This window comes from Roseovarius sp. MBR-79 (assembly GCF_053628555.1).
The window spans coordinates 25,165-48,115 of the sequence record NZ_JBRJGP010000019.1 but is presented as its reverse complement, the minus strand read 5'-3'; the positions used below and the strand labels follow the sequence as shown (position 1 = coordinate 48,115).

The 22,951-nt window shown below is 65.4% G+C and carries 25 protein-coding genes and 3 pseudogenes; 15 read left to right on the top strand and 13 right to left on the bottom strand.

Annotated elements, in window-relative coordinates; all coding sequences use genetic code 11:
* Positions 1 to 522 precede the first annotated feature (522 nt).
* From ACSSV8_RS16660 to ACSSV8_RS16630, 7 genes and pseudogenes are all read right to left on the bottom strand, one after another.
* Complete coding sequence (locus tag ACSSV8_RS16660) at positions 523 to 669, bottom strand: hypothetical protein (RefSeq protein WP_454283200.1); 147 nt, start codon at positions 667 to 669, stop codon at positions 523 to 525.
* A 7-nt stretch (positions 670 to 676) separates the two neighbouring features.
* The gene (locus ACSSV8_RS16655; protein WP_354540684.1) at positions 677 to 931 is read right to left on the bottom strand and encodes a hypothetical protein; all 255 of its coding nucleotides are present in this window, start codon (positions 929 to 931) and stop codon (positions 677 to 679) included.
* Complete coding sequence (locus tag ACSSV8_RS16650; protein ID WP_354540685.1) at positions 928 to 1,602, bottom strand: YcbK family protein; 675 nt, start codon at positions 1,600 to 1,602, stop codon at positions 928 to 930. Before ACSSV8_RS16650 ends, ACSSV8_RS16655 begins: the two co-directional genes overlap by 4 nt.
* Positions 1,603 to 1,677: 75 nt before the next feature.
* Positions 1,678 to 1,986, bottom strand: a complete 309-nt coding sequence (locus tag ACSSV8_RS16645; RefSeq protein WP_354540686.1) for a hypothetical protein — start codon at positions 1,984 to 1,986, stop codon at positions 1,678 to 1,680.
* Between the two features lie 60 nt (positions 1,987 to 2,046).
* Entirely contained in the window at positions 2,047 to 3,123 is a 1,077-nt protein-coding gene (locus ACSSV8_RS16640; RefSeq protein WP_454283199.1) for a DUF2793 domain-containing protein, read from the bottom strand.
* 10 nt (positions 3,124 to 3,133) lie between these two features.
* Positions 3,134 to 7,180 (bottom strand): baseplate multidomain protein megatron, encoded by a 4,047-nt coding sequence (locus ACSSV8_RS16635; protein ID WP_454283198.1) that lies wholly within the window; start codon positions 7,178 to 7,180, stop codon positions 3,134 to 3,136.
* Positions 7,181 to 7,205: 25 nt separating this feature from the next.
* Positions 7,206 to 8,123: pseudogene (locus ACSSV8_RS16630) on the bottom strand (phage tail tape measure protein); the annotation flags it as partial.
* Positions 8,124 to 8,193: 70 nt separating this feature from the next.
* On the opposite strand from ACSSV8_RS16630, the gene ACSSV8_RS16625 reads away from it, so the two are divergent.
* Positions 8,194 to 8,406 carry an AbrB/MazE/SpoVT family DNA-binding domain-containing protein gene (locus tag ACSSV8_RS16625; RefSeq protein ID WP_354540690.1) on the top strand — a complete coding sequence of 71 codons (213 nt, stop codon included), beginning with the start codon at positions 8,194 to 8,196 and terminating at the stop codon, positions 8,404 to 8,406.
* Positions 8,406 to 8,786 (top strand): type II toxin-antitoxin system VapC family toxin, encoded by a 381-nt coding sequence (locus tag ACSSV8_RS16620; RefSeq protein ID WP_354540691.1) that lies wholly within the window; start codon positions 8,406 to 8,408, stop codon positions 8,784 to 8,786. Before ACSSV8_RS16625 ends, ACSSV8_RS16620 begins: the two co-directional genes overlap by 1 nt.
* On the opposite strand, the gene ACSSV8_RS16615 is transcribed toward ACSSV8_RS16620, so the two are convergent.
* The 4 genes and pseudogenes from ACSSV8_RS16615 to ACSSV8_RS16600 form a co-directional block, all read right to left on the bottom strand.
* The gene (locus tag ACSSV8_RS16615) at positions 8,776 to 8,967 is read right to left on the bottom strand and encodes a DUF7697 family protein (RefSeq protein WP_454283197.1); all 192 of its coding nucleotides are present in this window, start codon (positions 8,965 to 8,967) and stop codon (positions 8,776 to 8,778) included. The two genes, ACSSV8_RS16620 and ACSSV8_RS16615, sit on opposite strands and share 11 nt — an antisense overlap.
* Before the next feature lie 50 nt (positions 8,968 to 9,017).
* Entirely contained in the window at positions 9,018 to 9,464 is a 447-nt protein-coding gene (locus ACSSV8_RS16610; protein ID WP_454283196.1) for a hypothetical protein, read from the bottom strand.
* A gap of 269 nt (positions 9,465 to 9,733) precedes the next feature.
* Positions 9,734 to 10,186: pseudogene (locus ACSSV8_RS16605) on the bottom strand (ATP-binding protein); the annotation flags it as partial.
* Positions 10,187 to 11,131: 945 nt separating this feature from the next.
* Positions 11,132 to 11,389: a hypothetical protein gene (locus ACSSV8_RS16600; protein WP_454283195.1), complete on the bottom strand. Its 258-nt coding sequence runs from the start codon at positions 11,387 to 11,389 to the stop codon at positions 11,132 to 11,134.
* A 30-nt stretch (positions 11,390 to 11,419) separates the two neighbouring features.
* On the opposite strand from ACSSV8_RS16600, the gene ACSSV8_RS16595 reads away from it, so the two are divergent.
* Complete coding sequence (locus ACSSV8_RS16595) at positions 11,420 to 11,728, top strand: hypothetical protein (RefSeq protein WP_454283194.1); 309 nt, start codon at positions 11,420 to 11,422, stop codon at positions 11,726 to 11,728.
* A 107-nt stretch (positions 11,729 to 11,835) separates the two neighbouring features.
* Positions 11,836 to 12,408 carry a hypothetical protein gene (locus tag ACSSV8_RS16590; protein ID WP_454283193.1) on the top strand — a complete coding sequence of 191 codons (573 nt, stop codon included), beginning with the start codon at positions 11,836 to 11,838 and terminating at the stop codon, positions 12,406 to 12,408.
* A 411-nt stretch (positions 12,409 to 12,819) separates the two neighbouring features.
* On the opposite strand, the gene ACSSV8_RS16585 is transcribed toward ACSSV8_RS16590, so the two are convergent.
* Both ACSSV8_RS16585 and ACSSV8_RS16580 read right to left on the bottom strand, forming a co-directional pair.
* Entirely contained in the window at positions 12,820 to 13,047 is a 228-nt protein-coding gene (locus ACSSV8_RS16585) for a hypothetical protein (RefSeq protein WP_454283192.1), read from the bottom strand.
* A 54-nt stretch (positions 13,048 to 13,101) separates the two neighbouring features.
* Positions 13,102 to 13,353, bottom strand: coding sequence for a hypothetical protein (locus ACSSV8_RS16580; RefSeq protein ID WP_454283201.1), 252 nt, complete (start codon positions 13,351 to 13,353; stop codon positions 13,102 to 13,104).
* A gap of 33 nt (positions 13,354 to 13,386) precedes the next feature.
* Between ACSSV8_RS16580 and ACSSV8_RS16575 the strand changes: the two are divergent.
* The 11 genes and pseudogenes from ACSSV8_RS16575 to ACSSV8_RS16525 all read left to right on the top strand — a co-directional run.
* Positions 13,387 to 13,791 (top strand): annotated as a pseudogene (locus tag ACSSV8_RS16575) (integrase core domain-containing protein); the annotation flags it as partial.
* 270 nt (positions 13,792 to 14,061) lie between these two features.
* Positions 14,062 to 14,832 (top strand): phosphonate metabolism transcriptional regulator PhnF, encoded by a 771-nt coding sequence (phnF, locus tag ACSSV8_RS16570; protein ID WP_454283191.1) that lies wholly within the window; start codon positions 14,062 to 14,064, stop codon positions 14,830 to 14,832.
* A 227-nt stretch (positions 14,833 to 15,059) separates the two neighbouring features.
* On the top strand, positions 15,060 to 15,533 hold the full coding sequence (locus tag ACSSV8_RS16565; RefSeq protein ID WP_454283190.1) for a phosphonate C-P lyase system protein PhnG: 474 nt from the start codon (positions 15,060 to 15,062) through the stop codon (positions 15,531 to 15,533).
* Positions 15,534 to 15,542: 9 nt separating this feature from the next.
* Entirely contained in the window at positions 15,543 to 16,121 is a 579-nt protein-coding gene (locus ACSSV8_RS16560) for a phosphonate C-P lyase system protein PhnH (protein ID WP_454283189.1), read from the top strand.
* Between the two features lies 1 nt (position 16,122).
* A complete protein-coding gene (locus tag ACSSV8_RS16555) occupies positions 16,123 to 17,319 on the top strand; it encodes a carbon-phosphorus lyase complex subunit PhnI (protein ID WP_454283188.1) in 1,197 nt (398 codons plus the stop codon).
* The gene (locus ACSSV8_RS16550) at positions 17,316 to 18,203 is read left to right on the top strand and encodes an alpha-D-ribose 1-methylphosphonate 5-phosphate C-P-lyase PhnJ (RefSeq protein ID WP_454283187.1); all 888 of its coding nucleotides are present in this window, start codon (positions 17,316 to 17,318) and stop codon (positions 18,201 to 18,203) included. The genes ACSSV8_RS16555 and ACSSV8_RS16550 overlap by 4 nt, the downstream gene beginning before the upstream one ends.
* Entirely contained in the window at positions 18,188 to 19,024 is an 837-nt protein-coding gene (locus tag ACSSV8_RS16545) for an ATP-binding cassette domain-containing protein (protein ID WP_454283186.1), read from the top strand. The genes ACSSV8_RS16550 and ACSSV8_RS16545 overlap by 16 nt, the downstream gene beginning before the upstream one ends.
* Complete coding sequence (locus tag ACSSV8_RS16540; RefSeq protein ID WP_454283185.1) at positions 19,021 to 19,755, top strand: ATP-binding cassette domain-containing protein; 735 nt, start codon at positions 19,021 to 19,023, stop codon at positions 19,753 to 19,755. The genes ACSSV8_RS16545 and ACSSV8_RS16540 overlap by 4 nt, the downstream gene beginning before the upstream one ends.
* Positions 19,752 to 20,984: an alpha-D-ribose 1-methylphosphonate 5-triphosphate diphosphatase gene (locus ACSSV8_RS16535; protein ID WP_454283184.1), complete on the top strand. Its 1,233-nt coding sequence runs from the start codon at positions 19,752 to 19,754 to the stop codon at positions 20,982 to 20,984. Before ACSSV8_RS16540 ends, ACSSV8_RS16535 begins: the two co-directional genes overlap by 4 nt.
* The gene (locus tag ACSSV8_RS16530) at positions 20,981 to 22,030 is read left to right on the top strand and encodes an extracellular solute-binding protein (protein ID WP_454283183.1); all 1,050 of its coding nucleotides are present in this window, start codon (positions 20,981 to 20,983) and stop codon (positions 22,028 to 22,030) included. Before ACSSV8_RS16535 ends, ACSSV8_RS16530 begins: the two co-directional genes overlap by 4 nt.
* Positions 22,031 to 22,097: 67 nt before the next feature.
* On the top strand, positions 22,098 to 22,922 hold the full coding sequence (locus ACSSV8_RS16525; RefSeq protein ID WP_454283182.1) for a hypothetical protein: 825 nt from the start codon (positions 22,098 to 22,100) through the stop codon (positions 22,920 to 22,922).
* The last annotated feature ends 29 nt before the right edge of the window (positions 22,923 to 22,951 follow it).

The window sequence follows — 22,951 nt, the reverse complement described above, 5'->3', positions numbered from 1 at the left end:
ATGTCCGCGCCTCCGTCCAAATGTCTCTCAGGACCGATCTTGCCATGAAGAGGGCGGATCGCCGAGGAGAAACGTGATCATCCGGGATGGAGCAGGTAGGCTCTCAACCAGCTCTCAATATATGATTACAGAAAGGGCGTTGTTGGAAATCACTCTGGCTTTGCAAACTCCGCTATCTGCGCATCACCGCCGGTCGCCCCGTCGCGCGGCATTCTCCAAAGCGGCCAGCCCCGGGCGCAGTAGGGGACCACTGCCAAGCTCAACATTCGTTTTAATGTGGACCCGGCAGACGTGGCCTGTGAGTCGGGCCGATGTCAATGTGCAGGGCCACGCTTAACCCTTCTCCCGAGGGGCACGATCGTGCCCATTTCGGCGCGCGACAGGTGTCCCGCCCTGTGGGATCCTTAGAGGGCAGCGAAGCCCTGCTGCTCTTTGAAACCGTAAGCCAATGAACCGGGCCGGGCGTGACGCTGCGACCGAGGCGTCTGCCGCTTCCTGCATTTTGCTTGCCCGGCCCGTCTTTCACCCGCACGCCCGCACCTGGTCGCGCAAGACGGCATAGTCGCTCAGCATCCGAACGATCATCGCGTTTTCCGGCAGTGCACCCACCTCTGCGGCGGCGCGCGATTGTTCGGCTGCGCTGTATTCCACCACCGGCGGGCAGGCCACTTGGGCATCAGAACCGCCCGTCGCGCAGGCGCTGAGCCAGAGCATCAGGGTCACGAGGACGGCGGCTGGCGGCTTCCAGCATCTGGCGTTGAATTTCATGGCTCTTCTCCGATGTTGAAAGCCGCTCCGCCAGCCGCCCGGCGCGCTCCCCGGCGCGGCGAAGGTTCAGCAGAAACAGGACGATGGTGAGGGCGGCCAGCATCAGGCCCAGCGCTTTGCGCGCCGGGCCGCTTGCAAGGAGTGCGGCAATCCAGCCGATCATCTCTGGCCCCGCTTCCAGTCATCGATCCGGGCATGGATCGCGACGGCGATGCCGATCAGTGCCAGGGCAATGAACACCCAGCGCAGGGTATCGAGATAAGGCACCAGTGGCAGAATTGCGGATTGCGTCTCGGCAAGAACCTGCTGCGCCACCTCGACCCCGGCCGCACCGACCGTGGCCACCCCGGCCGCGCCACCACCCTTGAGCGTGCGACTGTCGGCCAGCACCTCACGGGCAGGCGGGATTTCCGGCACAAACGGTGTGGCACGGGGCGGAAAGGGATCGCCCCAGCTGCGGGCGGGCCCGAGATCGATATGCATGAAGCCCGAGCGCGGGTAATACCCGAAGCCGAGGAACCCCGCCGCCCTTGCAGCCGCCTCAAAGACAACGGGGTCGTGGTTCGACATGGCGATATCAAACGCCGTGCCTTCCATATGCTTCGATGCCTTTGCGCCGCCGACCGCGCGGTTATGCGCCGGGCTGCGATAGGCCGAGCGGACGATCAGCGGCTTGCCGAGGCGGTTGCGCAGGGACTGCAGCTTGTCCATGGCTTCGGTGTTGATCCTGATCGCACCGGCATCGCGCGAGGCGATCTCGGCGGGCGAAAAGCTGGGCCAGCGCCAGACGCTTTCGGGCACGTCGCGGAAATGGGCATAGGTCGTTGTCGGCATGGGGATCCTCCAGGCATGCAAAACCCGCCTGTGGGGCGGGTCGGGTGACGGATTGGTTTGTGAGTTGGTGGCGCGTCAGTCAGCACGACCGCGCTGGAAGGCTTCAAACATGACGTCCCGCATGGCGCGGATATCGGTCTCGATCCGCTCCAGCCGGTCGGCATCGACCTTGCGGTCCTCGGCGCGCTGTTTGTCGATGCGGTCGCGCTCGGCGTTGAGCTCGCGGTCGAGGCGGTCCAGCATCGCCTCGTTGGTGAACGCTTTGCGGGTGACGGTGGCGGCGATGGCCAGGATGCCGCCGATCAGCGCGGTGACGGCAGCGGTCATGCCATTGTCGCGAAAGACCTGCCCGACCTCCTGCAGCAATGAGGTGCGTTCTGTCATGGTGATATCCTTTGGTCGTGGGTCTGGTGTTGGTGTGAAACAAGGTTCTGCCGGGGTGCCTCAGCCGACCTTGCAGCCCCAGAAGGACGTCTGATCGGCCGCGAAAAACCCGTCCTGCGCACGGAAATACCCCTGCAACTCGACGGTATCGCCCGCGGTCAGAGGCACCATGGTCTGCAGCCAGAGGGCGGTGGCGAGCGAGACGTGGCCGCCGCTGATTTCACCGAAGGAGCCACGGATTTCCGTGGCTCCATTAAGCACCAGCCGCCCGCGCATCCGGGCCGAAGTGCTGGCATTGATCTTGTAGAGCAGCGTCGCGCCGAAAAGGTAGGTGCCGGAGGCGGGCGCGGTAAAGAGATTGGTGGCGGCGTCGAACACGCCCTGATCGTTATAGTCTGCGTTGTTGAGGCCGATCTTCGTCCAGGTTCCGACGCCGACGTAATTGTCGAAGTTGGTCCAGGCCTTGAAGCGCGGCAGTTGCGGCTGGTCGGCAATGCCGGTGGCGTTGTCGATGCTGAGCCCGTCGAAGAACGTGCTGCCATCGGGGGAGACCGCGAGGCGCAGCCTGTCCGAGCCGAAGAGCCCCAGCAGCGCCCTGGTCACGAACCCGGTCCGCAATGTCAGACCGAGATCATCGGCGGCGGCCTCCTTGTTCATGGTGTAGAACAGATCGCCGGTCCCCCCCTCGGCCACGGTCTTCGCCGTCCAGAGTGCGGCGTTCAGTTTGGCCGCGAACGGGGTGGCGGCATCGGCGGTGGTGCCCACGCCCAGCAGCGCGAGGTTCTGCAGAGCCGCCGGGGTTGTGCCGACCCAGCCCACGCCGTCATAAACCAGCAGCAAACGCTCGTCTTCGACCCAGACCCGCCAGCCGGTGCGGGGCGGCAGGCGCAGCCAGGCACCGTCGGACCAGAGGGCGACGTTCAGATCCCACCCGGCCCAGTCGCCGGCGCCGCCCGTGGCCACTATGTAGCGGTCCCCATCGACCGGGCTTGTCGGGGGTGCTGCCAGATCACGGCCGATCACCGAGAGCTGCACCAGCCCGTCGAGCAGGCGCAGCGCCTCGTTGTGGGTGACATGCTTCTGGGCCTGCGCGGCCAGAATATAGGGCAGCAGCAGGTTGGTCGTGGCGTCGGACATGAGAGGTCTTTCAGAAGTTGAGGGTGACGGATCGCCCAGCGCCCCGGCCGATCAGGGCCGAGAGCTGGAAGATGCGGATATCAAGGGTCTGGCCGGGTCCGAGCGGCGCGCCCCAATCGGCGGTCTGCTGCGTTGCGGTGTAGAGGACGCTGGTCGTGGCAGTCGTAAAGGATCGCTTGACAACTGACCCGTCCAGAATGTCGACCTCATAGGCATCGGTCTCTTCGGCAAGCGGCACATCACCTGCGTTCCAGCTGTCGGCGGCCAGCGATCGTGAGCGCCGCACCCAGCGGATGGTCAGGTCGCCGGGGCTGCGGGCAAAGCGCCAGGGCTGTTCGACATGGCCTACCGAAAACGGCCGCAGCCCAGCGCCCTCGGGAGTGAAACCGACCGCGGTGTAAGTCTCATCACTGACGGGTTTTGAGACCGGGCCGATGCGCCAGTTCCATGGCAGACCCAGATCAGCCTCGCTGATTGGTAGCGAAGCCAGTGTCGTGTCCAGCACCACGACGCGGGCGCCAGATGGCACCACGCTGGCGATGGCAGTTTCCGTGCCGCGCTGGCCCCGCAGCAAACGGATCAGGCGGTAGCGCCCGGCGGCGATCAGCTCCACGCTGCCCGCCTGGACAATTTCCCACTGGCTAGGACCTGTTTCGATCGCCAGCGCGTTGGCCCCGCCAAAGAGGGCGAGATCGGTGACGCTTTCCAGCGTTCCGGAGAAGAGATCGACCAGCAGCGCATTGCCGTGATCGAAGCGCGATACCGGCCCGGCAAAGAGGTCGGCGGCCAGCACGCCGATGCTGGCGCGGGTGCCGAATGTGGTCAGCAGCGCAAACCCATCTGTGGCGGCGCTGCGAAACACCGCCAGCTCCCCCGGCCATGGCCTGGCATGGGCCGCGACCAAGGGTCGGTGCGCGGGTTGATCGTCGCGCAGCTGCGGCAGATCGAGCAGGACGATCTCGGGCGCGCCGAACACCGTGGGGGTTGCCAGCGTGGTCGGGCGGGCCTGCCCGGGTGGCAGATCGTAGGTGCTGCGATCCTGGCGCACGGCGTCGACGCTGCGCAGGTCGGAGTCGGCGATGGACACGAGCCGCATCTCTGTCAGGCGGCCATCGTGGTCGAGCAGGATCACGTCCGCCGGATCGAGTGCCAGACGCGAGGGCGGCAGGCGGAACGCGGCCGTCTCCCGGCCCACCCAGGCCTCCATCAGGGCGCGGCGGCAGCGGCGCTCGGCCTCCTCGGGCGGGACGGCGAGGGGGAAGGCTTCCGAGGCGATGCGCGCGCTTTCCACGGTGATGCGCCGGGCTTCGACCTGTGCTGTATCGTACTCCTCGTCGGCGCGGGTGATCTGCCATTTGAGCGCCTGCGGCAGTTCGGATTCCTGCGCGCGGGTGAGCTCCATCACATCGCCCTCTGCGGCGGAGGACGCCACCATAGCATCCGGGGTGACGGTGACGCGGGCGCTCTGGCCGCGCATCACGAAGCGGATGCGGCCCTCGCTTTCCACCGCGTCAAACCCGAAATGCCGCGCCAGGGTGCCGATCGAGGCGCGCGGCGCTTCCAGCGCGGTGATGACATAACCCTCAACCGCGCCCCATAACTCGGAGACGTCGATCTGGTCTTCCCGCAGCCCGGCGCGGAGGCAAAGGTGGCGCACGAGGGCTGCCAGCGACACGGCCCCGAGCCGACCCGTCAGCCAGTGGCCCAGCCGCCAGTTCGGGCCATCGCTCCAGACATCAATCAACTCCGGAAAGAACGGATAGGGCCGCGCATCCCAGGTCCAGGCCGCGCAGTCGGGGACGTGCACCATCGGGCCGCCGTAGATTGAGGACACGGGGTTGTTCGCGGGATCGCCCCAATGCAGATAGGTCGCCTCCAGATACGCCCGCTGAATGGCATCATCGCGCCAGCCGCGCGAGAAATGCGGCACCTCGCTTTCCGAGGATTTTGGATCAACAAACACATTGGGCTGGTTGGTGCCGCGATCAATCGCAGGACAGCCCAGTTCGGTGAACCAGATCGGCTTGGATTGTGGCACCCACGCGGTCGGTGTCCCGCTCTCGACCCCACCGGGCCCGTTGAAATGCGGGTTTTGCCACCAGCTACGCAGATCCTTGAAGCGGAACACCCATGGCTTGTCCGCGCCGCCATCGGTAATCGGCGTCCTGATCTGCGCCGCGCGATCCGCTGCGCTGGCATGGAACCAGTCAAACCCTTCGCCGCCCGCGATGTTCGATTGCAGATAGGCGCGGTCATGGATCGCGGGCCAGCCGCCCTGCGCATCAAGATGCTCGAACCCGTCGCGCCAGTCCGACAGCGGCATGTAATTATCGATGCCGATGAAGGTGATGCTGGCATCCGCCCAGAGCGGATCGAGGTGGAAATAGACGTCGCCCGATCCATCCTGCGGCTGGTGCCCGAAATACTCCGACCAGTCGGCGGCATAGCTGATCGCGGTTTCCGCACCCAGAATGCTGCGCACATCCGCCGCCAGATCGCGCAACGCCTGCACGGCGGGATAGGTGCTCACGTCAGAGCGGATCGTGGTCAGCCCGCGCATTTCCGAGCCGATCAGGAAGGCATCGACCCCGCCCGCCACCGCGCAGAGATGCGCGTAATGCAGCACCATGCGTCGCAGGCCCCAGTCCTCCACGGGCCCGGCCCAGCTGACAGCATCCCCGGACAGGCTGAAACTCGCGGGCATGGCCGCGCCGAAGAAGGCCGCGACCTGTGCTGCGGCGGCGCCGGTCTGGTCGACGCTCCCCGCGACCCCCGCCGCAGGCGAAGAGGTGATGCGGCCGCGCCAAGGGAATGCGGGCTGGCCGATCCCGGCGGCATTGTCGGAATACGGGTTCGGCAGGGTGTTGCCGGACGGCACATCCATCAGCAGGAACGGATAAAAGGTCACCCGCAGCCCGCGCGCCTTTATCTCCCGAATTGCCTGAACCACCGCGAAATCCGCCGGTGTGCCGCCAAAGGCCGGGCGGTCGTCGCTGTCCCGGCTCACAAGCAAGGCATTGGCGCGGCTGACACCATTCACCGACCAGGCGATGGGCGAGGTGATCTTCACCGGCAGTTCCACACCGGGCCGGATCCTGCAATGCCCGGCCCGCAGGTCATCGCCGAACCAGGCCACCACGAGGCTGACGCTTTCGATGCCCGGGACCGAGGCTTGCAGCCGGTCGAGCGCCACGGTGATATCGGTGGTCTCCGCGAGGGCGTTGAGATTGTCGGCGCGGGTGGCCCCACCCGGGCCGGACAATCTCCTGACCGGTTGCGTCGCGTAGATGAACTCGCCCGAGGCCGGGATCATCGTGACAGCCTTGACCAGCCCCTCGGCGGTGTCGGGATCGGGCAGCGGGCGAAACACCTCGAAAGAAAGCTGCGGCAGGCGGTTGCCAAAGGCGGAGAGCGCCAGCTCCTCGAAGACCACATAGGCGGTGCCGCGATACGCAGGCGTGTTGGCGGCCCCCATTCTGGCGGCGATGAACGGATCGGGCTCCTGCGCCTCGTCGCCGGGATACCAGCGCCAGGTGACGCCAGAGAGGTCCATCGGCTTGCCATCGGCCCAGATGCGCCCCACACCGGTGATCCCCCGCCCTGCCGGGCCTCCTCCGCCTCCATTCTCTCCACTGGAGAGAATGGTCCCTCCGGGACCGGCTTCGGAGCCTTCCGAGAGCGCCACGGCGAAGGAGGCGAAGTAGAGAAACTCGGTGGTGGTGACCTTTGGCCCGCCGCCCTTGCCGCCGCCCTGGCGCGAGGTCTTGGTCTCCTCGCGGAAATCCGTGGCCCAGATGATGTTGCCGCCGACGCGCATGCGCCCGAAGAGACGCGGGATCACCGCGCCTTCGGTCGACGCGGTGATGGTCAGGCTGTCCAGCCGCGCGCCCTCGATGCGTTGCGCGGGCGCCAGTGCCGAGACGATCCAGTTGTCGAGCACACCGCCAAGGCTGGAGCCGACAAAGCCGCCGATGCTGGCGGCACTGACGCCAAGGAGGCTGCCGCCGATCGAGCCGCCAATCGCGGTGCCGACGGCGCCGAGGACAAGGGTTGCCATGATGAAAAACTCAGATGTGGTTGGAGCGCGGGAACAGGAAGGCGAAGGCGATGCGCCGCCGCCAGGCGGGGGTGAGGGCCGCGAAAGTGGCGGCGATGGAGGCCAGACGGCCGATATTGTCGAAGAGCGCCCTGATGGCGATGCCGAGCGGTCCGGTGCGGCTGGCAACCGCTGCCAGAGCGTTCGCCACCGCCTCCAGCGCCGGGGCGGCGGCGACGGCGAGCTGGTTCGAGACCCCGCGCCAGATCAGCCCCAGCCGCGAGATCGCATCATTGGTGCGCTCGATCTGGCCCGCGTCCGCGTCCGAGACCACCACCCCGAAGGCGAGCACATCCTCGGTCGCCTGGCGCAGTGTGGCCGTGTCGATCCGGGTGAAGACCAGAGCTGCGCGGTCGCCAAAGAGCGTTGAGGCGACAGCGGCGCGCTCGGCCTCGGGGACAAACTGGCCCAGCGCCTCCTGAATGTTGGCGATGCGCTGATCCAGTGGCAGGCGCTGCAGGTCTTCGGCCGAAAGTTGCAGGCGGCGCAGGGCGTCCACGGCTGGGCCAGTCCCGGCCGCCGCCTGGCTCAGCCGCCGTGTAAGCTGCGCCGTGGCCTGCTCGACCTGACCCATCGACACGCCCGCCAGATCGCCCGCGCGCTCGAGCACCTGAATGCTGGCAACAGTGGTGTCGAGCGAGGCCGCTAGCTTGGCCTGCGCATCCACCGTTTGCAGCCCCGAGCGGATCATCGCGGCCCCGGCAGCGGCCAGCGCGACCGTGGCGGCGGCGGCCGCCACCCGCGCGCGCCGCGCAAAACCTGCCATGCGGGCATTGGCCAGATCCATCTCGCGCGACAGACGGCCAAAGCCCCGCGCGCCTGCTTCGCCCACGCCCTCAAGCTCGGCGCGCACCTGGCGGCCGCCTTCCGCAACGAGGCGCACGGAAACGTGTTTCTCAGCCATGGATCAGAATCCTTGAATTTGGGATGTGTCTGTCTTACGTTTGGCGCATCGATAAACAAGTGGTATGATCATGTCCGAGACCGCGACCCTCTCCTCGAAGTTCCAGATCTCGATCCCGAAGGCGATCCGGAGTGCCCAACACTGGAAAGCCGGGCTGACCTTTGCGTTCATTCCGAAGGGCACCGGCGTTCTGCTGGTCCCGGTCCCGGAGCGGGAGGCCCTGAAAGGTCTTGCGCGCGGGGCATCGGGCAGCGACTACCGTGACCGCACGGACCGGGTCTGATGATCCTTGTCGATACCTCGGCATGGATCGAGTGGCTGATTGGCTCTCCCACCGGGGAGGTGGTGGCAAAAGACCTGCCGGAACAGGCGGAGTGGCTGGTGCCGACCATGGTGCAGCTGGAGCTCGCGAAATGGCTCACCCGCGAGGTGGGCGAGGACAAGGCCGATCAGGTGATCGCCTTCACGCAGGTCTGCGAGGTTGTTCCGCTCGACACCGATATTGCGCTGGCCGCGGCTGACGCGTGCCGCATCCACAAGCTGGCCACCGCCGATGCCATCATTCTGGCGACCGCGCAGGCGCGGGGCGCGCGTCTCCTGACCTGCGACCAGCATTTTGCGGGGCTGCCGGGCGCCACTGTGATCAAGAAGATCAAGACCTGACGGCGTGTTCTCTCTCACCGGCTATCTCTTCGTTCAGTTTGCGCACCATCACCGCCTCGATCCCGGGCAGCAGTTCGGCGGCGATGAGGGGGTCAATGCCTAAGCCGCTCGCGAGGGCCAATGCCGCGCCCATGTCCCAGCCCAGCACGGCACCGGGGGTCACGCGGATCTGGCCGCCCATACGGCCGACCAAATCCCAGATCTGCCAGCCTTCAAAGGTGACAGGTCGGTTCAGTCTTGCGGGGCAGTCCGGACAGCTTTGCTCGCGGCCCTCAAAGGGCGGGCAGGCGGCGCAATAGCGCTCGCCCCCGCCGAAGGACCACTCGGCGCGGGCGATAAGGCGTTTTTTTCCGCGTCCAGAATGAGACCGCGCGCGACATAGGAGGTCTGGAACGCCTCGAAGACCGGCCAGATCTCCAGCAGCGCATCAATGCCCTCGGGCGTGACCGGCACGACATTGCCCGCGTCGTCGCCGACGCCCTCCCAGTCCAGCACCGCGCGGCGGGCGACGGCTTTGGCCATGGCGAGCGCCAGCTCTTCCTGACTGGCATCTTCGGACAAAGCCTCGATGGTGGCATCGGCCCGGGCCGCGACCATCAGCGCGGTGGTCAGAGGTGCGACCTGCAGGCGCAGGCCTGGGGCAAGCTCGAGCCATTCGGGGGTGGCAGTGAGGTTCATGCTGGTCGCCATCGCGCTGGCCAACAAGATGGCGCGGGGGCTGTGGGCCATGTTGACGAAAAACGAGGAATACCGGGGGCCGGTGATGGTGGGGTAATACTGCGACCCCGCCAAAATCGACCGCCCGGAAGTGTGAGGAAGGCAATGACCCGCATGGGCAAATGATCGATCAGACCGGGATCAGGAGACCCAGAGGAATCCAGAGCGTCAACCAGAACGCGTTTCCCTGATTTGGGCCTGAGGCCCGCAGCATCCGGAAGCGGCACCTTGATCTTGAGATCGAAACGCCCCGCGCGCAGGACTGCCGGATCGATGCGGTCGATAAAGTTACACGCACCCACCACGATCACGCCTTCTTGCAGTGCGATCGCGTTCATCTCACCCAGGAATCCATTGATCACTTGGGTGCGGTAGTTGGAATTGTGGGGGTCGCGGCTGGCTCGTGATCCGACGGCATCGATCTCATCTATGAAAAGAATGGAGGGCGCGCGGCTCCGCGCCTCGGCAAAGGTCTTGCGCATCTCGCGCAGCATATCGCCCAGATGGCCCGCCGCCTGCCATTCCGCGAAGCTGCCGGTCACGCAAGCGATACCGGCGCTGGCCCCCATGGCGCGGGCCAGCCACGTCTTGCCAGTTCCGGGTGGGCCGTAAAACAGGGTTGAGCGCGAGAGGTCGGACCATGCGACCTGACCGGCTTTCCAAAGCAGAAGATCGGCAACCATACGCCGTGCCGCCAAAAGGGCAGGGCTGTCGCCGGCCATCTCTTCGAGACGGGGCACATCTTTGCGGTCGGTCAGCGTCATCGCTGTGAGCCGTGCGCTCACGTCTGGCAAGGTGGGACCGCGCAGGGCGGTGCAGACATGGGCGGTGCTGAGCTTGGCCAGCCGTGCGTCATCCGGCAGGGCCTGCTGGAAGGCCGCTTCATCCGTCAGCGCGACGCCAAGATCGCCCGCTCGCAGCTGCGCCACCAATATCTCGCGCGTCACGGGCGGCAGTCGCCAGAGTGGCAGACCCGCTTGCCGGATATGCTCTGGCAGCGGCGCGTCCAATGGGCAGAGGATAAGGGCCGGCGAAAACAGATCCATCGCCTCCTCTATAAGAACCGCAAATCTTTGCGCCTGCGATGCACTGACCGCGCCCTCTGAGACGGGCGGTGCAACCACCGTCCACGCCGGATTGGGCACGCAGCATTTGAGCACTTCCGCGACAAGCTCCAGATCGCCGATGGCGAAATCCGTCACGATCGTCACCGCGCGCGCGTCTTGTGCGGCACGCAGTGCGTCCTCGGACCCGAACGCCACAGCGAGCCGCAAGGCAATCAGGACCTGACGCGCCGGGACTGGGGCCCAAGGCGCATTGATCGGCTGCTCCGGGTCCGGCTGGCCCTGAGTGAAGCGCTGGAAGATCTCACCAAGCACATCATCGGCCTCGCCGTCTTGGACGTCCGATTGGGTGTTGCAGATCAGGTGGCCCCGGCCTGCATGATGCAGCCGCAGGCGGTCGATCAGGACATGTGCGAAGGGCAGCCAAAGAGGCGCTTTGGGTGAAGTGGTCGTATTGGGCTGGGTCATGGCGCAGCTCCCTGTTTTTAATGCGGCGGCAAAGCCCTTCTGTCTCCGGGCGCGTGACCCGGAGCCAGATGGGCTTGTTGGAAAGAGAGGCCCGTTTCAGGCGGCGGGTGCGCTGGCCTCAAGATCATCGAGCAGGCAGAGGATCACCGGCGTCAGAGATCCATCATAGATCTCCGTCTTGACCCGGATCTGCCCCCGCCACGCCGCAGGATCGACGGCTGCATCGGGATGTGCCTGTTTCAATTCCTTGTGCATCGCCTTCTCGGCGCAAAGCGCGGCATGGCCGGTGGCCATCGGCACCACGCGCAGGATCTGGCAGGGCATCTCGTTGTCGCGCCGAAGCTGATAGGTCATGCGCTGACACGGGCCTACGGTGTTCTGGAGTTGGAGCGCAGCGGATCGGTCGAGGAGGTATTTGGCACTTTTGTCGGCGACGCGACCGACATCTTCGATGCTTACTCTACGGTCGTGGCCTATGATCCTGCTTCCTTGGAGGCAGCCGCCACGCCGAAGTTTCATAAGCGGAGTGGCACGCGCGCCTTTGCTGGCGGAGCAGGAGGAACGACCGAAGGTATCCCCCTCTACGATCCGCTGAAATACACCACGGGCATGAACGCGATCAATCGTTCTGTCGCAATCTTCGCGGTCGATGGGGCAAAGACCCGCGTTCCGGTGATTTTCGTCCTGCAATGAGCACTCTCACCGGGCATCAATCCGCTACGATGCGGACCGTGATGCCCGGACATTTCTGACACCTCACGCTTGAGGGGCAACTTTTCTGACTGTCCGGAGATACGCATATGGCAAAACAGGCACGATACGACCAAGGATATGATCTGCGCCAGGACGGCGAGCGGCGCGTCATCAGCTTTGGCGGCGACGGGATTCCATGGTCCGGATACGTATTCATGGGGATCATGGTTCTGCCGGCCCTCTCTCTGTTATTGACGCCCTTCTGGATCGTGCCAACCATTGGAATTCCGGGGCTCGTCTTTCTCGTTTATCTGACTTTCCAGCGACAGGAGTTCACGCTCACCCCGCTGAGCATCATCAAGGGTGCCAATGAGTATGATCTGGCGCGTGTCACTGAGGTGCTGATCGACAATCCGATGGACAAGGAGGTATCCATCTCCGGCGGTGCCGGTCTGATCATTGGCGGAACCGGTGTGGCCGGGGCCTCGATGGCAGCGATGGGTGCGATTGCGAATGCCACGACCGGGGCAATGATGGCGGCAGCTGTTGCCAATGCGCGGGCTGCGGCAAAGCGGCGGTTTCGCGTCCGGATCCGATACGGATCGACGGTTGTGACCCTCGCGCGCAATCTGAAAAGGGATCGTGCGGTCGCGATCTTCCAGCTTTTGACGTCGGCGTAGATTGGGGGCGGTTTCGCCCGCAGAAACGATGCGTGCGAACTTTATCCGCTCGTTCTAGATCTTTAGCGATTCGTCGGGCGATGGCTCATCGGGTGGTTCAATATCCAATCCGATAGCGCCGACCGGGGTGCTGTCGGCCTCGTGACGCCAGATCTGTGCTTTCGGGAACAGTGCGCATCCTTTTCACCTACTCATGGGCTGGTGCCAATGATCCCGTGCTGGTGACACCGTTGCGGTTCTGCGCAATTTGCATAGGCAGTGCCTTCATGTTCAGAGCGCGCCTGCTGCGCTTCCTATGCAGGCCAAACATATGTTCCGCCGCGCTCCTCACCAACGCATTGGGGGCGCAGCAGCCATTGTCCGCGCCCCCATGATACTGTTGAGTCGTATGACCATCCCAGCCGCAAATACCTACTTCTCGACCGACTCGTTGCCATGATTTCTGGCACGCGTTTTACGCAAAAAGTCTTCATCATCCTCGTAATCGATGTCCTCAAGCGGGTGAAGCACGATTGAGGACGACGGCGTGTTTACATCGTCCAGCGTCTGTTCGAGCGATGCGATATCGATCTCGGGTGCCGGAATGGGTTCGGGAGCAGGCTTGAGGGGTTTCGGTTTCGCGGCCTCGATGTCTGCCATCGCCTGACGCCAGTATGTGCCGATCGTTGCCGCACTGATAAGAATGCCGCGTGCCTACAGTGCGGCTTCAATCACCTTGAAGTTCACTTTCCTCGCCCGTGCGGCGGTGATTTCGGGCAGAAGGAGAATGATGGCCTGCCTTTTCGTAATGCCTTCCGCTGTTTCCGTGCCGATCTTTGCGATGTCTTTTCTCAATTGCGCGATCAGGTTGGGGGTGATGATAACTTCTGCAGTGGCGGGCTTGGTTGCTTTGGCGGGTGCCGGGCGGGTGTCATTGGTCGCATTGGGGGACGTGCTGATGTTCATGGCGTTTCCTTTCTGTGCCGTCCCTTTCAACTACGGGTAGCCAAAACTGACTTTGCTCTCGATGCTCTTGAGCAGGCCCTGCACGATCGACGGCCCGTCCAAAGGAGCGGATTGGTCCACCACTCGGATCGCGGCGGGCAATATTTGTCCATTCGATACACCGAGCGTTTAGCCGAAGCGGGCATCGAACCATCGGTCGGCAGCGTCGGTGACTCATATGACAACGCACTCGCGGAAACCATAAACGGCCTCTACAAAACCGAGCTGGTCCACCGTCAGGGTCCGTGGCGCAACATGCAGGATCTGGAAATGGCCACCCTCGGCTGGGTGGATTGGTTCAACAACCGGCGCCTGCTTGGACCCATCGGAAACATCCCGCCAGCAGAGGCAGAAGAGAAATTCTATGCACAGCGCGACGTGCTCGATATGGTCGCGTGAAGTGAAGCTATAGGTCTCCGATGAAACCGGGGCGATTCAGATCTTCGCCGATCTTGAGGGCGGTGAATGTCTTGCCTGAGACTGGCAGCCTGATTAAATCCTGATCCACCTTAACAGGGCTGCAAACTGGTCGAAAAAGCAGGACCACCTCTGGCGAACGCAGTGGATGCGGGCCTTGATCATCACGACCGCCCCGCCTTGGATGGCCCGTCACAAGCACGTCATACGCCTCATCTAGACGTGGTGACGTAGAGATTCGGAGGGGGACCCTTGCCGCACCTTGTTCGACATTCCGGCGTCGCCGTCTGGGCGCAGATCGCTGAAGCCCTGCGCGGCGAGATCGAGCGCAATTTCGATGAGGGCGACTGGCTGCCGGCCGAGCCCGAGCTTGCCGCGCGCTTCGGTGTCAATCGCCACACGCTGCGCCATGCCGTGTCAGCGCTGATTGCCGAGGGGCTGGTTGAGCGGGTCCACGGACGCGGCACCCGCGTGTTGGCGCGCGGTCTGGTTTACGGTATCGGGCGCGACACGCGGTTCACCGAACAGCTTGCCGCCAGTGGCCGCACTGCGCAGGTGCGCCTGCTTGACCGCGATGAGGCGCGCGCTGAGGGTGGCGTCGCCCGCCGGTTGCGTATTGCCGAAGGCACGACTGTGCTGCGGCTGCGCACCTTGCGCAGTGACGAGGATCTGCCCTTTGCGCTCACGCTGCATTTTCTGACCGGTGCTTCGGCGGAGGCGGCGCGCAGCTACGAGGGCGGCTCGCTCACCCGCCATCTGCGCGAGACCGCCGGGATCACGCTTGAGCGGGTCGAGAGCCTGATCACCACGCGCCTGCCGCTGCCCGAGGATGCGCTGGCGCTCAGGATGCCGCGCACCCAGCCGGTGCTGCGCGTCAAGGGGGTGAACGCCTGCCGCGAATGCGGCGAGGTGCAGGAATACGCGATCAGCCAGTTTCGCGGCGATCGCATTCAACTGTCGGTGGCCGAGCCGGGCTGGGCCACCGACGAGCCGCCGCAAGACCAAGAGAACACCACGATCTGACTCCCCAGTCACGCAACGCGACCGAGAGGACCGACCATGCCCGATATGAAGGCCCGCCGCCCCGCCTGATCGCAGGCACGCCGGGGGCAGGAGTTCTGCCAGTTTCCAAAATTTATCCCCTTTGCGAGGGGTGCCGCCTCCGCCCGGTCACCGGGCGGGATGACGAGATAGTGCCCAACGGGTCGCCATTCATCGGCGACCAACAACAGATAGAAAGACAGGTCACCATGCCCGACCAAGCCACCGACCTTGCCGAAAAGGCGGCGCTGCACGAGCTGCTTGCCCATGCCGCCGCAGATGACATTCGCGATTTGCCCGAGCGCTTCGGCCTGACCGCCACGCGCCGCAGCGCGCGCCGGGTGCGCGTCATGCTGCGGCTGCGCGACGGGGTCAGCGGCCAGCCCTTCAACATGACCGAGGCGCTGGCGATCGAGGCCAATGCCGAGGTCGGCGGGCATCAGGGCTGCCAGCTTCGCTTGGGCGAGGATGACGAGGCGGCGGTGATCGGGGCCACGCTTCTGGCCGGGATCGAGGCCGACCCGACGCTGTTGCCCCAAGTGCGCGCGGCGCTTGCGGGGGTCGAGGCGGCGCGCGCGCGCAAGGCAGCGCAAGAGCGCGCGGCCGTGCGCGCCACCGAGATCAATTTCGAGGGTGGCGAGGTCGAGGCCTACGACGCCAACGACTATTCCACCGATCGCTGAGGATACCCCATGAAAGACGCAGTCTATTCCATCGGCCCCGATCCGTTCGAGACCCAAGCCCTTGCGCGCGCGGCCATCTCCGCCATGGCGCATCCCGGAAGGGTGCTGCGCTGCGGTGCCACCTGCGCGGGGCTGTTGCGCGCCTTCGTGCCTGCGGGCACGCGGCTTTACCTGGGCGAGGGCAGCGGCGCGGCGGGGTTTACGCCGCCCGTGGGCGCGCGGCTCGTGCAGGCACCGGGCGAGGCGGTGATCGCGGCGGCGCAGGCCGAGGCGGGTGCCGTGCTGATCGCGGCGCTGTCTCGCGGCACGCTGCATCATCCCGAGGATGGCGCGCTGTTGCTGCTGGCGGTCACCGGGCTAAGCGATGAGCCCGATGCGGACGCGCCGGCATTTTGGGTCGGGCGCGGGGCCGCCGGAGGGCGCACGCGGCGTTTCTCGGTGGCGGGGTTTGGCAATGATTTTATCGCCGCGCGCGCAGCCGTCAACGCCGCCTATCCGATGGGGGTGGACATCCTCTTGGTGGATCAGGGCAGCGGCACGGTTTCCGGTTTGCCGCGCCATTCGCGGCTTGACTCAAGGGAGGTCTGAGATGGGATATACCGTTGTCCGGGGCGGCACCGAGGCGATGCTGGCCGCCGAGCAGATGCTCGATGCTGTGCGGCTGGGGGCCTTTCGCGCAGCACCTGAAGGCGCGGCAAGTGCCACCCAGCAAGTGGACATGATCCTTGTCGGGCAGCGCAACGCGGTGGATCGCGTGATGTGCGAGGCCGGGTTTCACGCGCCGCGCCTCGCGGCCCTTGCCATCGTGCAGGCCGAGGGCGATGTCATCCATGCCTCGTTCATCCTGCGCGCTTTGCGGGTCAGCCTGCCACGCTGGGGCACATCCGAGACGATCGACATGGAAGATATGCGCGTGCTGCGCCGCCTGTCCTCGGCGTTCAAATCCGTGCCCGGCGGTCAGTATCTGGGGCCATCGCACGATTATACGCTGCATTTCCTGCGTCATGAGCTGCTGGCCGAACTGCCCGAAGAGCGCCGCGCCGAGGCCTTGCGCGCGCTTGGGGCCGAGGACGGCGTAGAGGGCGAGGCCACACGCCCGCTGCCGCCGATGCCGCGGGTGATCGAGATCCTGCGCGCGGCGGGTGTGGTCAGCCTGCCCAAGGGCGACACCGGGGCGGAACCTGCCGACATCACCATGGCACCGATGCGCTTTCCGGCGCCCGCCCGCTCGGCCCGGCTTCAGGCGCTGTCGCGCGGCGAGAACGGAATGATGATCGGGCTCGCCTACAGTTCGTTGCGCGGCTACGGCCATGTCCATCCGACCTTGGCAGAGCTGCGCGTGGGCCATGTGCCGGTGCGCCTGCGCCATCCGCTTTGGGACATCGAGGTCGGGATCGGCGAGGTGCTGATCACCCAATGCGATGCGATCATCACCGGTGTCGGGGCCATCTCGACCGATGATGCCGAAGACGGGCAGGACGGCCTGCGGCTTGGGCTGGGCTTTGGCGCGGCCCTTGGCCAGCAGGAAGAACGGGCCATTGCCATCTCGATCCTCGACGGCTGTCTGGAGCAGGGCGACAGCCCCGAGGGCGGCCCCGCCGACGATACCGAATTCGTGCTTTATCATTGCGACGGGGTCGAAAGCCTTGGCTTTGTCGAGCATCTGAAAAAGCCGCATTACATGCTTTTCGCCTCGGTTCTTGACCGGATGAGCGCGGCCAATGCGCCGCAAACCGTTGCGCCGGAAGCGGCGGCACAGCCCGAATTCGAGGAGACCACCCCATGAGCGCCAATCACATCGCCCCCGCCACCGCGCCGCAATGGCCCTTTGGCTATCTGGATGAGTTCATGAAAGCCTCGGTGCGGCTGGCCGTGCTGCGCTCGGTCTGCATTCCGGGCTATCAGGTGCCTTACGTCTCCGAGGAGGTGCCGATCGCGCGCGGCTATGGCTCGGGCGGGTTGCAGGTCACGCTGTCGCTGATCGGCCCCGAGGATCGCTACAAGATCATCGACGAGGGCGATGACGAGACGGTGAACGCGGTCAACCTGCGCCGCATGGTGGGGCTGGTGACGGGCGCCACCGCCACCTATGACCCCGAGCGCGCCGACCTGATCCAGACCCGCCACAAGGTGCCCGAGGCCCCCCTGCGCGAGGATCAGATCGTGATCCTTCAGGTGGCCTTTCCCGATGCGCTGCGGTTTTTCGAGCGCTCCGAGGCGGTGGCGCGGCAGATGCATGCCGAGAAGGATTACAGCAAGCTGTGGCTCCGGCTTTATGAAAGCGTTGTCAGCCACGGCGAGATCATGATCGGCGGGCGGTATCCGGTGATGGTCGAGGGGCGGTATGTGCTCGATCCCACCCATGTGCCGCGCTGGGATTTGCCGATGCTGGATCAGTCCCCGGCGCTGTTCGTCTTCTGTGCCGGGCGCGAGAAACGCATCTATTCGATCCCGCCCGACACGCGGGTCGAGCCGCTTGGTTTCGAGGATCACCCGTTTCGCGTCGAGGATCAGACCGGGCGCGCCTGCGGGCTCTGCGGCGCGACCGACAGCTTTCTGGCCCCGTTTCTGGCGCAGGGCGGCGGCATGGGCTGGCTGTGCTCGGACACGGCTCATTGCCGCAAGCGGCGCGGTGAACATCTGGAGGATATGACATGGCAACCCCTTTGATCCGGGCCGAAGGTCTGTCGTTGCGCCATGGCCGCGCGCCTTGCGCCGACGGCTGCCGCGCGCTGGACGACCGGGCAGATACTGCCGTCTGCCCGCGCTGCGGCGCGGTCTGGGCGCTGCGCGATGTCAGCTTTGATGTCTATCCCGGCGAGATTTTCGGCATTGTCGGCGAAAGCGGCGCGGGCAAGACCAGCCTGATCGACATCCTCGATTTCCGCGCCGAGCCGACGGCAGGCGCGATCTATTACGGCGGCTGGCATGACGGGCAGCGCCCTTTGCACGAGGCCAGCGACGAAGAGCGGCGCGACCTGCGCAACCACGCGCTTGGCCTTGTCTATCAGAACCCGCGTCGCGCGCTGATGATGGGGATGAGCGCGGGCGGCAATGTCATCGAACGGATGCTGGCCGCGGGCGAACGCCATATCGGGCAGATGCGCGCGCGGGCGCATGGCCATCTCGACCATATGGAACTGGGCGACCGGATGGACGTGGTGACCGAGACGCTGAGCGCGGGCATGCGCCAGCGGGTGCAGATCGCGCGTGCACTGGCCAACCGCCCGCAGGTGCTGTTGCTGGATGAGCCGACGACCGGCCTCGATCTGTCGGTGCAGGCGCGCACGCTTGATCTGATCCGCAAGGTGCAGCGCGAGCTGGGGCTGACGGTGATCCTTGTCACCCATGACTGGGGCGTGCTGCGGCTTCTGGCGCGGCGGGCGATCGTGCTCAAGGCCGGGCGCGTCGTCGAAAGCGGCATGGTGGCCCAACTCATGGAAGACCCGCAGGCCCCTTACACCCAACTTCTGGTGAGTTCCGCGCTATGACACAGCCCATCCTTGAAATCGACAATCTGTCCAAGACCTTCGTGCTGCATCTTCTGGGGGCCAAACGGATCGAGGCGTTGAAAGATGTCTCCTTCACCCTTGGCAGGGGCGAGTTTCTCGCGGTCACCGGGCGCACAGGCGCGGGCAAATCGACGCTGGTCAAGACGGTGCTGCAATATCACCGCCCCACTGGCGGCGGCGTTGTCTATCACCGCACCGACGGCACCGCGTTGCGGCTGGACCAACTGCCGGTGATCGAGCTGATCGCGCTTCTGGACAGCGAGATCGGCTATGTCGCGCAACATCTGCACGTGGTGCCGCGGGTGGCCGCGCTCGATCTGATGATCGAGGCCGCGCCGCACCATGACCGCCCCCGCGCCGAGGCCGAGGCGCGCGCGCTATTCGAGGCGCTGCGCCTGCCCGAAAGCCACGGAGAGCTGTATCCCGCCACGTTTTCGGGCGGGGAAAAGCAGCGCTTCAATCTCGGGCTGACGCTGATGCGGCGCCCGCGCTTGCTGATCGTGGACGAGCCGACGGCCGCGCTTGACCCGGAAACGCGCGAGATCGTCATCGACCTGATGGCAAGCCTCAAGGCGCAAGGCACCAGCACCATCGCCGTGCTGCATGACCGCCTTGCGGTCGAACGGCTCGCGGATCGTGAAATCGTGATCGCGGCGGGGCAGCTTGCCGCCGAACACCGCGTGACCCAGACAGAGGAACCTGTTGCATGACGACCCTCATCACCAATGCCCAGATCGTTTTGCCCGACCGGGTGGAACACGGCACGCTGCGCCTGCACGATGGCAAGATTGCCGAGATCCTGCCCGACGACGGGGCAGGGGCCGCGCCCGCGCCGGGGGTCGAGGTCATTGACGCCGAAGGCGATTGGCTGATCCCCGGCTGCATCGACCTGCATGGCGACGATATCGAGTTCGAGATCGGCGCGCTTGGGCCGCGCGCGGGCACCCTGCGCATGCCGGTCGAACTGGGCCTGATGCAATCAGACAAGAACGCCGCCGCCTGGGGGATCACCACCAAGCTGCATGCCATCGCCTATTTCGAGGACGAGGCCAAGAACCGCTCCAAGCGGCTGTCGGGGGCGATCATGGACGCGATCCGCGATTATGGCGCGGCGGGGCGCCTGCTGGTCGAGCATTGGGTGGACCTGCGCTACGAAGTAACCGCCGATCCCGATTACACGCTTGCGGCGATGGCGCATCCGGTGGTGCGCATGATCTCGGTCATGGATCACACGCCCGGCGAGGGCCAATTCGCCGATCTCGAAAGCTACAAGGCGCTCAACCGTCAGATCACCGATGCTGATGATGCCGAGTTGGAACGGCTGGTGGCCGAGAAACGCGCGCGCGCCCATCTCAAGACCGCGCATGAGGCGCAGGTGGCGGCGCGGGCGCAGGAACTTGGCCTGATCATCGCCTCGCATGACGACGATTGCGCCGCGCGGGTCGAGGCGTGGCACGCGCTGGGCGGGGGCTTGTCGGAAATGCCGGTGCGCCTTGAGGCGGCAGAGCGCGCCCATGCGCTTGGCATGAAGGTCAGCATGGCCGGTCCCAACCTGCTGCGCGGCGGATCGGCCAGCGGCAACCTGAACCTTGTCGAGGCGCTGGCCGCCGGTGCGCTCGATGCGATCTGTTCGGATTACTATCCGCCGGCCCTGGTGTGCGGCGCGTTCAAACTGGTGCAGGACGGGCTGATTGCCGATCTGCCCGATGCGATCCGCCTTGTCACCGCCGGCCCCGCCGATGCGCTTGGCCTTTCGGACCGGGGGCGTTGCCTGCCCGGTCTGCGGGGCGATGTCGCCCAAGTCTCGACGGTGCTTGGCCATCCGGTCGTGCGCCGGACCTTTGTCGCCGGTGCCCTTGTTTATGAGGATCGCCGGTTCGAGAACCGCCCGCCCGAAACCACCACCCCTTCCACATCAAGCGAACTGAGGACGTCATGAAACATTTCCTGAAACTTTCCTGCACCGCGCTTACGCTGGCCCTTGCCGCCCCGGCCTCTGCCGAGGATCTGACGGTTTACGACCTGCCCAGCAAATACATGAACTGGGCCGGTCTGGTCGAGGCCTACGAGGCCAAGACCGGTATCCGCCCGACGCTCGATCTCAAGAACGGGTCGAGCACCGCGCTTGCCGCGATCAAGCTCGAGGCCGCGAACCCGATCGCCAATGCCGCGTTCTGGTCGCTCGATATCGCGTCCGAGGCCAAGGCCGCCGGTCTGCTCGCGCCGCTGGAACCGACGCGGTTTGACGAAATCCCCGCCGATCTGAAGGACCCCGATCATCACTGGTGGGGCGTGGCAACCGCCAATATCGCCATCGGCGTGAACACCGACGTTCTGGCGCGTCGCGGTCTGTCGATGCCCACCTCATGGGCCGATCTGCTTGATCCGAAATATGCGGGTCTGGCCTGTTCGATGGATCCGACCTGGTCGGGCACGGCTTCGGTTTTCATGTATTCCATGAATGCCGTGCTGGGCGGGGCACCGGATGATTTCACCACCGGCTTCACCTATCTCAAGGCGTTCAAGGATAACGGCCACAGCTACCGCACCGAGATCGTGGCGCCGCGCCTGGCGCAAGGCGAATGCGCGATCACCGTTGACGCGGAAGGCAACATCCTGATCGAAAAGGCCAATGGCGCGCCGGTCGATGTGGTCATCCCGTCCGAGGGCGTGGCGGCAGTGCCGCTTGGCATGGGTCTGGTCAAAGGCGCGCCCGAGCATGACAAGGCGGTTGATTTCCTCAACTGGGTGCTGAGCGACGAGGCGCAGGCGATCATCGCGCAGTCCTATTTCCGCCCGGTCATCGCCAGCGCGGTGTCTGAGGACATGGCCAGCCAGTTCCCCGCGATCACCCGTCAGGTGCCGGTGGATATTCCCCATGCGGCGGCCAATGTCGGCAACCTGAAACGCGCCTTTACCGAGGCCGTGCTTCAGGATGGCGACGTGAAGGCCGCGCTTGCCGCGATCGGTCTGGCGGGCAGCTAAGCCAATCCCCTTGCCGGGGGCGGTCATATCGCCCCCGGCAGTCCCCCCTCGTGAAAGGCATCGCTTCATGCGCTGGTTCATCCTTGCCGTTTCGCTTGCCCTGCTGGGTGTTCTGGGGTTCGGGCTTGTCTGGCCGCTGGTCACGGTTGCGCGGGTCAGCATCATCGGCGCGGCTGGCGAGATCACCTTTGAGACCTACGGCAAGGTCTTCGGCAACGCCTATTTCATGCGCGCGCTTGTCGAAACGGTGCTGTTTTGCCTGGCCACCTCGGCGCTGGCCTCCTTCTGGGCGCTGCCGCTTGCCTGGCGGATCGGGCGGGGGCAGAGCGGCGCACGCACGTTGCGGGCGCTGAGCCAGATCAATTTCGCCTTCGCGGGCATCATCTATGGCATGTTGATGATCGTGCTGATGGGCAATGCCGGTGTGCTGGCGCTGCTGGAGGCGTGGCTTTTGGGCAGCGAGGCCACGCGCGGGCTGGCCTTTACCGCCTTCGGGCTGGCGGTGTGCTATCTCAGCTTTCAGATCCCGCGCTCGGCGCTGATCCTGGCCGAGGCGGTCGCCAAGATTGATCCGGGCCTTCTGGATGCGGCGCGCACTTTGGGTGGGCGCGGGCCTGCGCAGGCCTGGCTGGTGGTGCTGCCGCTGCTGCGTCCGGCGCTGGTCGAGGCGACGGTGTTTTCCTTCCTGCTGGCGATGGCGTCCTTTGGCCCGGCGCTGTTGATTGCCCGCTCGATCACGATTTTCCCGGCGCTGATCTATCGCGAATTCACCGGGTTCCTGAATTTCCCCAATGCCGCCGTCATGGCGGTTTTGATGCTGGTTGTGGCGCTTGTTCTCAGCGCCCTCATGCGGCTGGCCTTTGGTCGGCCATCCTGGACCGAGACCGCATGACGCGGCAGGCCACGCCAAGGAGACATAAA